Source organism: Ercella succinigenes (assembly GCF_900002895.1).
In genome coordinates this window covers 1-16,886 of record NZ_CDHP01000074.1, presented here as the reverse complement: position 1 = coordinate 16,886, position 16,886 = coordinate 1, and the positions used below count along the sequence as shown (strand labels likewise).

The 16,886-nt window shown below is 34.4% G+C and carries 8 protein-coding genes and 1 other annotated feature; of the genes, 3 read left to right on the top strand and 5 right to left on the bottom strand.

Going from position 1 to position 16,886, the window contains the following annotated elements; translation table 11 throughout:
- Positions 1 to 377: 377 nt before the first annotated feature.
- On the top strand, positions 378 to 824 hold the full coding sequence (gene dtd, locus AC0KSB_RS15890) for a D-aminoacyl-tRNA deacylase (RefSeq protein ID WP_472310938.1): 447 nt from the start codon (positions 378 to 380) through the stop codon (positions 822 to 824).
- Between the two features lie 14 nt (positions 825 to 838).
- Here dtd and AC0KSB_RS15885 read toward each other — a convergent pair whose 3' ends face one another.
- Entirely contained in the window at positions 839 to 2,506 is a 1,668-nt protein-coding gene (locus AC0KSB_RS15885; RefSeq protein ID WP_472310936.1) for a GGDEF domain-containing protein, read from the bottom strand.
- A gap of 238 nt (positions 2,507 to 2,744) precedes the next feature.
- Positions 2,745 to 2,995, top strand: a binding site (T-box leader).
- Between the two features lie 91 nt (positions 2,996 to 3,086).
- Between AC0KSB_RS15885 and trpB the strand changes: the two genes are divergently transcribed.
- Together trpB and trpA are read left to right on the top strand one after the other, a co-directional pair.
- A complete protein-coding gene (trpB, locus tag AC0KSB_RS15880) occupies positions 3,087 to 4,271 on the top strand; it encodes a tryptophan synthase subunit beta (protein ID WP_472310934.1) in 1,185 nt (394 codons plus the stop codon).
- A complete protein-coding gene (gene trpA / locus AC0KSB_RS15875) occupies positions 4,264 to 5,046 on the top strand; it encodes a tryptophan synthase subunit alpha (RefSeq protein ID WP_472310932.1) in 783 nt (260 codons plus the stop codon). Before trpB ends, trpA begins: the two co-directional genes overlap by 8 nt.
- Before the next feature lie 17 nt (positions 5,047 to 5,063).
- Here the strand turns inward: trpA and AC0KSB_RS15870 are convergent, their stop codons facing one another.
- From AC0KSB_RS15870 to AC0KSB_RS15855, 4 genes are all read right to left on the bottom strand, one after another.
- Complete coding sequence (locus tag AC0KSB_RS15870; protein ID WP_472310930.1) at positions 5,064 to 6,602, bottom strand: HD domain-containing phosphohydrolase; 1,539 nt, start codon at positions 6,600 to 6,602, stop codon at positions 5,064 to 5,066.
- Between the two features lie 5 nt (positions 6,603 to 6,607).
- Positions 6,608 to 8,434, bottom strand: a complete 1,827-nt coding sequence (locus AC0KSB_RS15865; RefSeq protein ID WP_472310928.1) for a histidine kinase N-terminal 7TM domain-containing protein — start codon at positions 8,432 to 8,434, stop codon at positions 6,608 to 6,610.
- Position 8,435: 1 nt separating this feature from the next.
- Complete coding sequence (locus tag AC0KSB_RS15860) at positions 8,436 to 15,824, bottom strand: non-ribosomal peptide synthetase (protein WP_472310926.1); 7,389 nt, start codon at positions 15,822 to 15,824, stop codon at positions 8,436 to 8,438.
- A gap of 257 nt (positions 15,825 to 16,081) precedes the next feature.
- Positions 16,082 to 16,747 (bottom strand): 4'-phosphopantetheinyl transferase family protein, encoded by a 666-nt coding sequence (locus AC0KSB_RS15855; RefSeq protein WP_472310924.1) that lies wholly within the window; start codon positions 16,745 to 16,747, stop codon positions 16,082 to 16,084.
- Between the last annotated feature and the right edge of the window lie 139 nt (positions 16,748 to 16,886).

Here is a 16,886-nt window from a genome sequence, read left to right as displayed (position 1 = left end):
CTGGCCTGTCCTCGCAGCACCGCATCAAATACTTTTTCCAGTAATTTCGCCACCCCGTTCTCCCGATTTCCAAGCATAAGGTCTTTAAGAATTTCGTCTTCCAGTGTAAGATGTACTTGAGCCATGATCTCATTCCTTTCAGTTGTTAGTTTCGCAAAACCTATTATACCGAAAGCGAGCTCGTGGCTCTTTTTTATTTCTCAATTTACACCAAGTATACGGACTTTATCCAAACATTGTTCAAATATGATAATTCAGCATATTAAAACATGTATCAAAGACTATATTAACTATTCTAATATTGAATTTTGTATTATGATCAGATAGAGATTATAATATTGAGTCATACAGCAAAAGAAAAAACTAAGAGGTGAAATATGCGGGCAGTTATTCAGCGTGTACAGACAGCATCCGTATCTGTGGAAGACAGATATGAAAATAAAATAAACAATGGCTACATGATCTTGTTGGGAGTGGGAATAAATGATTCCAAAGATCAAGCCGAGAAGTTGTGGCGCAAAATATTCAATCTTAGACTTTTCAGAGATGATCATGGCAAAACCAATTTAAATTTATCTTCAGTAAACGGCAGTGTGTTGATTGTTTCACAATTTACTCTTTTTGCCAACTGCAAAAGAGGAAACAGACCTAGTTTTACAGAATCTGCCGATCCTGCAAAAGGCAATGAGCTGTATGAATATTTTGTTTCCTTAGCAAAACAAGAGGTACCTGTTGTTGAAACAGGAGAATTCGGTGCATCTATGCAAGTAAGTTTAGTCAACGACGGCCCTTTTACCATAGTTTTAGATACAGATTATCTTTAATTTATGATTATAAGTTACACCATAACTGTACGTTTTCGTTTTGCCTTATCAGCGTACATTTTTTTATCGACATGCTGATAAAATCTGGAATAATCTTCCCATTTGCCACGAATATAAACATCTGAACCTACAGCTATATCAAGATCGTATTCCAGATTAGAATTAATTTGCGTAATTTGTTTTCTTAGTCGCTCAAGCAAAGTAATATAAATTTCTTTTTCAGAATCAGACATCAACACCGCAAATTCGTCTCCTCCTATTCTATAACATATGCCATAATTATTAAAAATGATTTTGACAGCCTCATAAACTTTTTTTATTGCTTCATCTCCAAAGTTATGTCCAAAAAAATCATTTATTTGCTTTAACCTGTTTAAGTCTAATAAGATAAGGCGGAAAGATACTTCTTTATTTGTTTTCATCAACAGCTCCAGATCTCTTTCATAAGCAGTTCTGTTTGCACCGCCCGTAAGCAAATCCTTATACGCCAATTCTTCAAGAATTTGCTTTTCTCTTTCCATACTAAACAATTCTCTTATATATTTATAGGAATCCAGTACGAGAAAACTAAAAAATATAAGCATACCTATTCTTAAATAAGAAGATGTTAAACTGAATTGTTCAAAAAAGAAAAGTATTACCTCAATCAAAACACTGGTCAAAAGAATTACAAAATATTTTAATATTTTTTTGACATTATCGTTATGGTGCCTAATCATTTCATTAATCATTATACTTGTACCGACAATGGATATGATTATTACAGCAAATAAAAGATATTTAAAAGTATTGATAAAAAAGCTTATTCCAGATATTTGAAGTAAGATTGCAGCTATAAGCATCAAATAGCAAAATGCCGCTATTATTCTAAAAATCTGCTTATTTATATTTACTATCAGTACTGCCTCTTTAATATAAAGCACAAAGAAAATAGTAATCAAAGGTACCATCATATAGCCCATACCGGCTAATAAAAATCGGTTACCAGTAAAAAATTGTAGCAAACGTGCTTCTGTTAAAATCCACAAACCGCATGACCATGCCAATAAACCGAGATAAATTAAACGATTGTCTTTCGAAAACTTTATGGCAAATGAAGCAACGATTATAACTCCACCAATGATAAAAAGCAAAAGAAAAACAATCATACCTATCATCTGGCGACTAACAATATTTGAAAGCAATTTATCTTTTGCTCCTATTTCCACAGGGTTAATAACCCCTGAAAAAGATGATGTAAGACTGGAAATTTCAAGAGTTAGGGTTTTCCCCTGGAATCCTTCGGGTAACTCTACCAAAAGCCACAAACTTAAAGGTGGCGATATCGAGTGTAAACCGTCGACATCTTCATGCTTAAAAACTTCTGCATCGTCAATGAAAACTCTTATATTCTGCATAGATGATCTAAGCAAAAGATGATTTGCCGAATCCGGCAGGTAGGGCAGAACTGTTTCTGCTTTATAAACTTCATTTATATCAAGATTAAGATCTTGTGGCAATGAAACCTGTTCAATAATCTGATCCCTATATTGAATAGTCCAGCCGTCATTAACAGAATATGTTTCACCGGCAGGCAATCTATAATTTTCTGCTTTAAAATTTTTACTAATGAAAAAAACCAATACAACAAGTGCGACTAACAAGCTTAGAGTTATTGCTCTTGACAATCCAGCTTTTTTCATTCAGATATCCTCTTAATATTTATATTTTATTAATTATTATTCGATAAATTGCATTCAAATACAATTTATCATTACTACAAACCTCATTCAATCACTATTTTCAATTTTGTTTAAACTAACTATACAATTTAGAAACGACGTTAATATTTTCTATATCAACATAAAGCCAAAGCTAAATTCTAAATTTAGTATCTTGAATTTATTTTACACATGTGCTAAGCTTGTTTAAAATTTAATACTAAAACTGCTGATTGAGAAGAGTACATATTACTTTACATATTACAGAGAGTCGCTGGTGGTGTAAATGCGATATATGAAGTTATATGGAATGGACTCATAAAGGTGGGAGGAAAGGTTTATACTGAGTAATGCCCAACGGGGTTTCCGCCCGTTATCCTGGAAATACATATGATAGTATGTAGCAGAGTGGATGCTAGTGCATCAATTTAGGTGGTACCGCAGAGGAAATTTTAGACCTTTGTCCTATTTTAGGGCAAAGGTCTTTTTGTTGTTATAGATTTTTGATTAAGCACTAACCACTTGCTTTTATAAAGGCTAGTGCACTTACGGAGGTATTAAAATGTCTAGAGGAAGATTTGGTTTATACGGAGGCCAATATATACCAGAAACATTAATGACAGCAGTAATAGAGTTGGAAAAAGCTTATGAATTCTACAAAACAAATCCTGATTTTATCAATGAACTTGATGAATTATTGAAAAAATATGCAGGAAGACCTTCTCTTTTATATTTTGCTGAAAAAATGACAAACGACCTAGGTGGAGCGAAAGTATACTTAAAACGAGAAGATTTAAATCATACCGGCTCTCACAAAATAAACAATGTCCTCGGCCAGGTCTTATTGGCAAAAAAAATGAAAAAAAAGAGAGTTATTGCAGAAACAGGTGCAGGTCAACACGGTGTAGCTACAGCAACAGCCGCAGCACTTATGGGGCTTGAGTGCGAAATTTTTATGGGAAAAGAAGATACCGAAAGACAAGCCCTTAATGTATATAGAATGGAACTTTTAGGAGCAAAAGTACATACTGTTTGCAGCGGAACAATGACACTAAAAGATGCTGTTAATGAAACAATGAGAGAATGGGTCTCAAGAATCGACGACACTCATTATGTTCTTGGTTCGGTTATGGGTCCACACCCTTTCCCTACCATTGTCAGAGATTTTCAAAAAATAATAAGCAAAGAAATAAAAGAACAAATCATTCAGGAGATTGGTACATTGCCTGATGCAGTGCTTGCTTGTGTTGGTGGTGGAAGTAACGCTATCGGATCTTTTTTTGAATTTATTAATGATAAAGATGTTCGACTTATAGGTTGTGAAGCAGCCGGCCATGGAGTAGATACTCCTGAAAATGCCGCTACCATTACTAATGGTACTGTTGGTATTTTTCACGGAATGAAATCCTATTTTTGCCAGGATAAATATGGTCAGATAGCGCCTGTTTACTCTATCTCAGCAGGACTTGACTATCCTGGTATAGGACCTGAACATGCTGAGCTCTATGATAAAGGCAGAGCAGAATATGTAGCTATAACTGATGACGAGGCAGTTTTTGCATTTGAGTATTTGTCCCGAACAGAAGGAATAATCCCTGCAATTGAAAGCTCGCATGCTCTTGCTCACGCAATTAAAATTGCTCCAAAAATGAACAAAAATCAGACAATTGTAATTACTTTATCAGGTAGAGGAGACAAAGATGTTGCCGCAATAGCAAGATATAGAGGGAGAAAAATAAATGAATAAAATAAAGGAAGCATTTAAACTAAGAAAAGCATTTATACCTTTTATTACAGCCGGAGATCCGGATCTGGAAACAACAGAAAAATTAATACCGGAGATTGCAAAGGCAGGTGCTGATCTTATTGAAATAGGAATACCTTTTTCTGATCCTGTTGCAGAAGGCCCGATAATACAACAGGCAGATGAAAGGGCTCTAGCTGCAGGGTTTACCACTGATAAGTTATTTGCAATGGTTAAACGTGTCAGAACCAAAACTACTATACCTATTTTATTTATGACATATATAAATCCTGTTTTTGTCTATGGCAAAGAGAATTTCATAAAGCAATGTGCAGAATGTGGAATAAATGGTATTATTGTGCCGGACATGCCTTTTGAAGAAAAAGAAGAATTGTCTTCTACATGCAGCAAATATAGCATTGACCTTATATCATTAATTGCCCCCACATCGGAAAACCGTATTACTACGATAGCCCAAGAAGCTGAAGGTTTCGTTTATTGCGTATCCTCACTTGGAGTAACAGGCATAAGGGGCAAAATAGAATCAGATATAGAACATATGATCAATCAAGTTCGGGAGGTGACCAAAACCCCTTGCGCAGTAGGTTTTGGAGTTTCAACACCTGAGCAGGCAGCTGATGTTTCGAAAATAGCTGATGGTGTCATCGTGGGAAGCGCTATAGTTAAGCTTATATCTGAACATGGCTCAAATTGCATTCTACCAGTTACTAAATTAATTGGTGAAATGCGCAAGGCTATAGATAATGCTCAGGTCTGAATTAATTTGCCCGGATTTCAAGCTAGATTTTTGCAAATATTACTGAACTCACTTACTTTTTGCTTAAATTCATGATCTGTTTCAAGAGCTTCCAGTAGTGCAGCAACAACTTTAGGATCAAATTGAGTGCCTGCACCATTTATAAGTTGTTGCTTTGTGTTGTCAAGAGACAGATGTTTTCTGTAGTGCCTATCACTCATCATAGCATCAAATGCATCCACGACAGAAATAATGCGTGCATTAAGTTCGATTTCCTCACCCTTGATACCATCGGGGTAGCCTTTACCATCATAATATTCATGGTGATGTCTTACTATCGGAACAATATCCTGAAACATTGAAACCGCAGATAATATCATAGCTCCTTTAATAGGATGCTGCTTAACCTGATCAAACTCAGTTTTATCAAGGGATTGTTTTTTTAGCAAAATATCGTCAGCGGTTCCTATTTTGCCAATGTCATGAAAAACGCCGGCAATTCTGAGTTTTTCAATTTCTTCCGATGGCAAAGACATTTTTTCACCGATTTTTGTAGCATAAAAAGAAACTCTGTCAGAATGACCTCTTGTATACTCATCTTTTGCATCTACAGTAAGACGCAAAACTTCAATCGTATCCATATATCTAACCCGAAGTTGTGCATAGGTATTATTTAGTTCTTCATTTTTAATATTAACAAGAGAATGTAGAAAAGCATTATTTATAGAAGATGCTGCTTGTCTTGCATATATTTCCAAAAGCTTAATTCCTTCATCAGCATCTATGCTATTTACATATATAATACCAATAGCAGCATTGGTTGAATTCCCTAGAGGAATAATTATACCATCAGGTAACTGAACTACATTCATTTCTGTACGGGCACAACCTATAGCTTCCATCAAATCAGGTCCTAAAAGCTCGGTAAACTCTTCAATTTCTACCTTATATTTCCCTATTCCTTTGAAAATACTTTTCTTAGAGTTTTGTGCATACAAATCACTTATGCCAGGAATATCATCGACAAGAATAAATGCATCCTTGCTATTAACCATAGGTAAAAGCTGTACGAGTATTTCTTCCAATATGCTACCGATAGGCTGGAGCTGGTAAATCTTAGGCACAGATCCCAGTATGCTTTGCAAACCATCACGGAATTTTTGTATTATTCTCATCTGAGCTATAGATTTTATCCCTGATTCAACCAAAAGCTGTAATTGATCTAACCTGTCACTTTTTTCACAATAAGCCTGTATATCCAAAGATTTAATCGTGCTAATCGGTGGAGCCAGATCCTTGTATCCTGTAAGCAGTAATATATATAATTCAGTATCTTTTTTACGTATACGTTCAACTACAGCTTCCCCATGAATAGGTTGCATAAAATAATCTAATATCAGCAAATCATAATGAGTATTCATCAATTCTTCAAGGCCTATCAAAGGATTAGTAAAACCAACACACTCATAGCCATTCCTATTAAGTAAAGCTTTTATACTATCGATTATTCCTTGTTCATCATCAATAATCATTATTTTATATTCCTGGGAAAGGTTGTTGAGTTTACTTATTCGCATAGCGACTATTCTCCTGAAGCCATTCCTTCCGGCAAAGGAAGTTTAATGTGAAATTTAGTTCCTTTCTGTTCACTAGATTCAAACCACATATCTCCTCTAAAAACACCTTTAATGGTGCTGTAGGACATATACAATCCCAGGCCTGTGCCATGCTTGCCCTTGGTAGTGATCATCTCTTTGAACAGTTTATTCTTAATCTTATCATCAATACCTTTTCCAAAATCACAAATTGTAATCAACATGTTATTGTTTTGATTAGTAATGCTTAAAAGAATTTCTCCTCCCTTACCATTATACGAATGTATAGCATTTACAATAATATTATCAAGAATTTGTACCAAGCTATTGATATCGCCATCTATTTTTTGGTATATATCAACCTTTATATCTTGTTTTAGGATGCAGTTATTCTTTATTAATTCATGCTGCATTAATATTTTAACTCTTTTAAGCATATCTTCTAAAACAAACCATGACTTACCTGTAGTATTAAACTGAGCAGCCTGTTCTTTTACAGTTGATATTATATCTGACATATAACTAAGGTGATTTTTCATTTTGCTTAACCATTGCTGCATCTCTGCTGCAATTTCGTGATGATCGTTAAAATCAACCTGTGAATTCTCTATTGAGGAATCGTACTCATCAGCTAAATATTTTAACTGGTCTATTCCCCCCGCAACAGACATAATTGGAGTTTTTAAATTATGAGCAATACCTCCTATTAACTGCCCAAGAGAGGCAAGCCTTTCTCTTTCAAGTAAAATAGCTTGATTCTCTTGAATTTTCCTCATGTTAACGACATGTTGTGTTATGTCCTTGAATAACAGTATAACAGCCGCGCAATTTTTCTGCTGTGTTATAGGAGTTACTTCCAAGGTAAAATATCGACGATCTCCATTATAATCAATTGCGATGTCTTTGACGATAGTTTTATTTGTTTCAGTAGCCTCAATTGTCAGTTTGCCCAAATCAGACGAACTTAAATCGACACATGCCCAGCTTCTAAGCACATTGTTAAAACTATTTCCTTTTCTCAAATCCGCCGAAAAAGAAAATTTATCAACAAAAGCTTTATTGTAATCAATAATTCTAAAATTATTGTCTACCACAATAAAGCTATCTGAAATACGATTGATTACAGTTTGTAGTGCTATCGGCATAACCCTCAGTAAATTAAAGCGAAACATAGCAAACAAATACATGGCTAAGGTAAAAGTAAAGGCAATTGGAGTTGAAAAAACATTTAATCCTGGAAAACCTATGGTATAAAGAATATTAATCAATGTTGGAATCACAGCACCAATCAGAATTAACAAAGCTTGAATAGATGTGATTCCAGAATTCTTTATTGCAGATAAACTTAGAGAAGCGAAACCATATAGTAAACAAATAAACGAGTATGCTGCGTGAAAATAGAAATACCAGCCAAAAACGAAATTCCCTCCCTCTATACCGTATTCTATAAAAAAAAGGCTGTGATGCTGATTTGTAAATATAATTATCAAAGTAATCATCGGAACTACACAAAGCAAAAATTGTTTTTTTGATATAGGACTTTCAGGGCTGGCATAGGTCTTAGAAAAAAATACCAAGCTAACAGGTACGAGGGCAGAACCAAAGTAGGATATATTTTCAAATAAAATAAAATAATATTCATTTGCACGAAAAACAGCCTGAAATATTACAGACACTGCCCAAATAAACACAGTAAGAACAAGGGCAAAAAAAGTATAGTGCATCGCCACTTTATTCTTAGACTTTAATATATAAAACATCATTGCAAATAGAACCAAACTTGTCACGCAAGTAATAAAAAAAGCTGTTCCCATATCACATCCCCGTTGGTCTGTCATTATTTATACATTTAAGAAAATTCCGCATATATGTGGCATCAATTACAGGCCAGTGGAAGCCAGATCCTGCAAGAAGTCTCGTTGTCATATCCGCTGCTAACGATATATTTTCATTGCTACTGTAAGACGAAAGATCCTCCGTAAACCCCGCTAGAATATCGTAATCTCCTTGACTGCTAGTTTTCTCAATTGTTTGCTGAAATGCTTCATCTGAAACGATATTTATAGTATATCCATTTTGTCTAAGCATTGTAACAATTTCTTCAAGTGACAACATATTTGTATTGAATACATGGTATGCAATCTGACTTGAATTTTGATTTGTAAGGTTTAGTATTGCTTGCACACAACTATCAACAGGGGTCATCTCTAGCATTGAAGAAAGCATACTCTTAGGCACACAGCCTATTTTGCAAATAGATTTTAATCTATTTGCAAAAGCGTTTTTATCAGGTCTCATCTGAAAACCACCATTAAGAGCTCCAGTTAAAACACCTACGCGAAAAATTCTTGCATTTAAGCCTTTTTGAATACTCTCTAAAACAATTTCTTCTGCTAAAAACTTGCTTTTTACATATTCATTATCTTCATAGTTCTGCCCTATATAAAAACATTCTTCCGTAAAAACACCAGTCTTACAAGGATCATTTACAAAGCTAGTTCCAGAAACACTAACTGTAGATATGTATAATAGCGAAGCATGCTTTTTCTGAGTAAAATCAACAATATTTCTTGTACCGTCAATATTAGCTCGTCTAAAATCTGCTGAATGACCAATATGGTCAGTCAAAGCTGCACTGTGTATAACCGTATCGATATCTTGAAGCCTATCTAAAATATCATCTTCTATACCCATATTTTTTGATCCTATATCACCTTTTATTACAGAAATTCTTCCAAATATATGCGAACTTACCTCAATACCAAAATAGAAATTCAGTATTTTCCGTAATTTTTTCACGCATGTTTCGTTACTTTCTCCTCTTACAAGACAAAATATTTTTACTCCTGGAATGTCTACCAAAGACTCCAGTAAATGAGCACCCAAATAACCTGTAGCGCCTGTAATAAATATGTTTTTTAGTTTTATACTGTCAAGATGATTTACCTTAGGAACGGATACAATTTTTGTTGTTTTGGATTTTTTAATTTTGCTATTGTTCTGCTTATTAATACAATTGCATATTCCTGATAGTGTCTGATAATCATAAAAATCCTGTGTCCGTATTGTCCAGCCATATTGAGCAATTGCCGCTTGAATTTTTATGACTCCCAGAGAATCTCCGCCTAACGCAAAGAAACTATCTTCAGAGTCTACTTGATCAACTTTAAGAATTTTTGACCATATTGCTGCCATTCGAGCTTCAGTTTTATTCATTGCGGTCTCTTCTTTTTTTATTATCGTAGTTTGATTCTGAGGTTCAATGAGATTCTTGCGATTTATTTTGCCATTAAGAGTCGTTGGTAACTCTTCCATTTCAACAAGGAAAGATGGAATCATATGTGCAGGGAGTTTTGTTCTTAAGTGGTTTCTGATACTATCCTGATCTATTTTCTTGTTGCACTGATAATATGCACAAAGGTATTTTTTTGTTCCCTCTCCCCATACCTTTATTACAGCTTCATCCACACCTGATATACTTCTTAGAGCAGCTTCAATTTCACCTAATTCTATTCTCAAACCTCTTATTTTAACTTGATGATCCACTCTTCCACGAATTTCCATTTCTCCATTTTCCATAAATGCACAAATATCTCCAGATTGATACATTACATGTCCTGGCCAGAATGGATCAGGAGTAAATTTATTACTATTTAGATCATCTCTATTTATATACCCTGTAGCTACACAAGCTCCACTAATAAAAGCTTCACCAAGAACACCTATTGACACAGGTCTTTTATATTTATCCAATATATACATCCTTGTGTTTGCAATAGGCTGCCCAATAGTAATATGCGATGTATTGGATAGATCCTTAAATGTACAGTAAACAGTCGTTTCAGAAGGACCGTATCCACTAATTATTTTCGCCTTAGTATATTTTTTAAGAATTTTGAGCAGAGATAAAGGAAATTCTTCACCACCCAAAACAATTTTTTGAATATGCTTACCTGCTGATTTGCGGAAATTTTTATCATCCATGAAAATGCGCATACGAGTAGGTGTAGTTTGAATAAATTTAATGTCATGCCTGTCTATTAAATCAGCAAGCAATCGTGGTTGCCTAAGCTCTTCTTCATCACATAATATTAATTTACATCCAAATAATAATGGAAAGAGAGCATCTATAATAAAAATATCAAAGGACACTGAAGTAACAGAAACGCTCGTTTGTTCACTGTCATAATCAATTGTTGTTTTTGAACTTTCATAAAGGTTATATAAAGCAACTCTAGGTATCATACACCCTTTAGGCAATCCTGTAGAACCTGAAGTATAGACAACATATGCAACATCTTCACCTTTATCAATGCGTTCAGGATTTCCGCAATTTTTCTGCTCAGTAATCTCATTAACATTTATTTTTATTCCATTAAAATCAATTTGAAAACTTTCGTCCACAAGCAAAATTTGAGCATCACAATCTGCAAGCATAAAGGTTATTCGGTCTTGAGGATAAGTTATATCTAAAGGCAAATACCCGCCTCCAGCTTTAAGAACGCCAAAGATTGCAGCCATCAAATCAAACGAACGTTTCATTGCCAAAGCAACTATTCTATTTCTTCCTACACCTTGTTTTCTAAGCGTTTCCGCTATAATATTTGCTCTTTGATTTAATTGAGAAAAAGTATATTTTTTTTCATTAACTATCAGAGCAGTTTTCTCCCCTTGTTTTTCTGCCTGCTCTTCAAGAAGAGATTGTATAGACTTATCTTCAAGTGGCAGATTTGTTTGATTAAATCCTTGAGTTACTTGCCAAAGCTCCTGTTGTGATAACATTGTTACATCACAAATTCGAATATCCGGCTCCTCAGCAAGTATTTCAACTAGCCTGCAAAAATGTTTCGCCATACGCTCTATGGTAGATTTCTTAAATAAATTTTTATTATACTCAAACTCAAAATGGCAACCTTCTCCTGCTATAGACTCGTAAACTTCAAGAGTTAAGTCAAGCTTAGAAACTCCATGATCAAAAGGGAAATGTCTAGCTTTTATTTCTCCAAGGGTTAGTTTCAGATCACCTTTTGTCTGAACCAACATGGTATCAAAAAGAGGGTTTCTTGCTGCATCACGTTGTATATTTAAATCAGAAATAATATTTTCAAATGGATAATCAGAATTCGCAAGTGCTGAAATTGTGTTTTGGGATAATTCCTCAAAGAAGTCAACAAATCTCATTTCTCCTCTAGGATAGTTTCGTAGAGGAATCATATTTATAAATACACCTGCTATTTGTTGAATTTCTTCTCTTTGGCGACCAGATACAGGCGTTCCCACTATTATATCTTCCTGCCCTGTGTATTTAGATAACAGCACGCAATAAACTGCCAGCATAGACATGAATAACGTACCATCATGTTTAGCAGCAAACGCTCTAAGTTTATCAGTTTTTTGTCCGTCAATATTAAAGCTCAGTCTTGAACCATCAAAACGCTGTACTGCAGACCGTGACCTGTCTGTACGCAAATTTAGCAAAGGTAATTCGCCAGACAAAGAATTTTTCCAGAAATCTTTTCTTAGTTTCATACTTGGTGACTGCATAAATGATTGATGCCAAAAAACAAAGTCTTTATATTCGAGTCGTTTAGGATAAAGGTCTTTGCCACCATAAAAATCTGCAAGATCTGCCATCAGTATCTCTGTAGTTTGTCTGTCGCTAATAATATGGTGCATATCAATCAACAAAAAATATTGATCATCTGCAGTTTCAATTTGCGCGGAACGAAGTAACGGTGCTTTTTCCAGATCAAAAGGTCTTATAAATTCTTTTATTTTACTTTTTAATTGTCTTGAATTGCACTCTATTCTTTCTATAACAAAAGAAGCTTTATCCTGAATAACTTGTCGAAGCTCATCATTAATAAGAGAAAAAGAAGTTCTAAGGGAGTCGTGCCTGTCAACCAGCAATTCAAACGCTCTTTTCAAACGGTTATAGTCAGGTTTTTCACTAAGCTGCAGAACAATTGGCATATTATATGCAGTCTGTGAATTCTGTCTTACTGACATAATCCACATTCTCTTTTGCGCAGATGAAACTGGATAGCTATCTGACAAAGGTGCAGGCAATATAGGTTTGTATTCTTTTTGTTCTGCAGTATCAATCAAAGCTGCAAATTCTTTAAGTCCTGGTGATCTGTAAATATCTTCCAGCAAAAGATCAACTTGAAATTTCTGCTGAACCTTAGCCATAACTTTGACAACACTTAAGGAATCTCCTCCTATTTCAAAGAAACTATCATTGCGGCCAATATCTTCCAGTCCTAAAACATTCGACCAAATACTCGCAAGTTCTTTTTCTGTAATTGTTTGTGCAGGCACGAAATCTTCTTTATGATAATTGTCATTATTTATAGGATCAGGCAAAAGATTCCGATCTACTTTTCCACTTGCATTAAATGGTAAAGTACTGATGTTTATAAAATATGAAGGAATCATATATATTGGTAAATCTTTTACCAATTGCGCACGAATCTGCGTTTTGGTTGGAGGATTACCACAAATATAGGCACAAAGAAATTTGCGACCAACAGCATCTTCTCTATCAATTACAATACATGTTGTAATCCCTTCTATTTGGGCAAGCCGATTTTCAATTTCTCCCAGTTCTATTCTATATCCACGAATTTTCACCTGATTATCTATTCTGCCTAAAAATTCAATTTCTCCCAGCGGATACCATCTTGCCAAATCTCCCGTACGATAGATTTTCCCCCCCGGAATAAATGGATTATCTAAAAACCGTTCTTTATTAAGTTCAGGTTTGCCAATATACCCTTTTGAAACTCCAACACCTCCAATAAAAAGCTCTCCAGGTATTCCTATAGGGACAGGATTCAAATGCGAATCCAAAATATAGGCATTGACATTATGCATGGGTTTTCCAATATTGGGAACTTTGGCATGGGTCACGTCTGCACAAGTACAGCAGATAGTGATTTCTGTGGGTCCGTAGAAATTGAATATTTGAGCCTTTGAAAAATTTTGCACTTTTGCGAGTAATTTTTCTGAAAGTACATCTCCACCAAGTCCGATCATATCAAAATTTGCAAGGCATTGAGCGCCTTGAGAATCTGAAAGTAATAACTCCATACGCCCCGGAGTGACAATCATTGCATTAACCTTTGTTGTTTTTATGAGACTAACTAGATTCTTTGGTATATTTGCCTCGTGATCAGGAGCAAGTACAGCAGTATTTCCAGCAAAAAGTGAAATGATAAGTTCCATTATGCTCAAATCAAATGATATAGAAGCAGCACAAAGAACACGTGACTTTGTGGGAAGGTTACAAATCTTATTTAGAGAATATACCAACTGCACTATAGATTTTTGCTCAATCTGAACACCTTTAGGCTGACCAGTAGATCCTGATGTATATATAATATAAGCAAGACCATTCGAATTTTCAGAACTTTCAGAAAATTCAAAATGATTATGTTCCTCTGTAGATATGTCAGAATAAATTCCCTCAATCACATTAATATCAGATATTTGAGGACATTTGCCTAACAAGTGTGGTGAAGCAAGCAAAAATTTTGCCCTGCTATCTTGAATCATATAAGTAATACGGTCTTGCGGCAGGCCAGAATCTATGGGCATAAAGGCTCCGCCTGCTTTTAAAATGGCAAGAATATATATGCAATAATCAAAGTTCCGTTCTGCAAGCAGTCCCACAATACTACCTGAGCAAACACCATTTTTGTTTAATTTTAATGCCAGTTTTGATGATAATTCATCGATTTCTTTGTATGTCATATACTGGCCTTGATTAATAACAGCTATATCATCTGGAAGAGCATTTTTTATCCGCATATTCCAAATATCAACCAGTGATTTATTTTCGGGAAACAGGCAGCTGTTATTATTAAAGCCGGTAAGTATTCTCTTTTTTTCTTCTTCAGACATAAGAGTCAGCTCATAAAGTTTTTTGCCTGAATGATTCATCATATCGCAAATAATATTTATAAGATGTTGATGAATATATTCTATTTCTTTGCCGTAAAATAGAGGAGTATGATAATCGTAATCAACAATAAATCTACCCTCATCTTCCCTGTCATTAATATGAATATTTAGCGAATCTGCCTGATAACCACTGAAATGCCAACGGCCAGCATATGAAAAATCGGATTGATCTTTATTAAAAGTACCAATCTGACAAGAAAGTGTTACATCATACAATGAACTAAGGTCTTTGTGTGATTCACGCAAATCCTGCAGCATTAAATCATATGGGTATTTTTGATGCTTAAGTATAGAAAACCAGTCACGAGATATTGATCTTGCAAATTCTGAAAACGTAAGATCATCTTTTACTTTTATTCTTACAGGTACAGTGCTAACAAACATCCCTATTGCATTTCTTGTTTTTCTAGAAGTTCTATTTGCAACAGGTGTTCCTATAATAATGTCTTTCTTATTTGTTATACGATTTACATATATTGAAAGAGCAGACAAAAAAACTGAAAATACAGAAAGCTTATTAGAAGAACAAAAATTACGAATCTGCGCCGATATAGATTCGCTTACCACAAAAGTTTTGCGTTTGGCCTTTTTACTTAAATAATGAGTTTTTCTTTGCTTGATAACTGTCGGTTCAGGTAAATTCTCAAATAAATCAGACCAGAATTTTTTATCAATTAAAAACCGTTCTGATTTTAAATAATCTTGCTCCTCCTGTATATAATCAATATAGGAACTCCGTTTTTTTGGTTCAGGATCTGCACCACTGAGAAGACACGTATAAGATTCAATTATCTGATTTGTAAATTCAACAAAAGATATTCCATCAGATATAATGTGATGGAATTTTAAATAGAATCCACCTTCTTCATCACTAAGTCTAAAAAGTGCAAAATAAAAAAGATCACTATCAATAAGAGGCATGGGAGTTTGTGTCTGAATACTATCCCACTCATATAATTTTTCAATTCCTCTTTCCGAAAAATCAAAAAAGTCTGCCGAAAAAGGTTCATATCTTTTGACATACTGATAAGGAACTCCATCTTCATCGCCTATTCTCATACGCACAGCATCATTTTGCCTAACAAATAGACAAAATGCTTTCTCTAACAAAGAATAGTCCACCTTACCCTTGATTTTTAATGTTCCTGCATTATTCCACATGCCTGTACCTGGATGCAATTTTTCTGAGTACCATATTCTTTTTTGCGGGTGAGTCAAATTATATTGTGCGTTGAACATTTTGCTTGCTTTCTCCTACCTTCATTAAAACCTGTTAATGATACACTGATAAGTGAATCAGTACTTCTAGTAGTGCAATAAAATAAAAAATATGCTAGCTTTATTTGCTATCACAATCAAAATTCTTCATGAACCATTATGCACAGTTCACGTCGAAAACTAGCAATGTGTCACATCGCTCTAAATTATATCACTTTGGTAAATTGACGTCGATTGAATGTATTCTATTATATGCTTAATATTTGATTAAATATCACTCAGAAACTGATAAGACTTTGCGCTTCAATCTTCTCAACCAAGTAGTTCACAGTCGAAGCACATATAGCGGCCTGATATTCTGCTGCATTTATATCAATCAGATCAAAATTACACTCCAAAACATTGGAGAAAATGGTTCCATCTTTAGGATATATCGTGAGTTTATCAATGTCAGAGCCAATTCCTCTACCACAGTATTTCACATAAGCTTCTTTAAGAGTCCATATTTTATAAAATGTATCCACTTTATCCAAAGAAGCTTTGTATACTTCAAGTTCCTGTTCGGACATAAAACACAGTTCTGTGCCCTGATCTATAGATTGTTTCTTTTCTATATCAATACCTACAGGCATATTATGCACTGCACACATAGCTATATTTCCTGAATGGCTTATATTAAAATGAATATCAGGATTGGTTTTCAAATATGGCTTTCCATGCCAGCTATATGCCCAATCTTCCACAGAAGGCAAAAAGGAATATTTAGATTTAAGAATATAACATAAAAGGCGATGAGCAGTTATACTTAGGCATCTTTCCTGATCGTTTTTTAAATTGTTTATTTTATAATATTTTTCTTCAGATAAATTCTCAAGCCAAGAATGCGGGAAGAAACAATCAGATATTTCTGTAAAGCTCACATTAATCTGTTTTGTTTTATACAAAAAACCACTTCCTTTATATTGATAAAATTATAATAGCATACACTTAATCACCTATCAAATATAAATAAACAGCTTTTATCAAATATGAAAATTTCTTCATAAAATTCATTTGATTATTATATAAATCAGAGTAATCTTA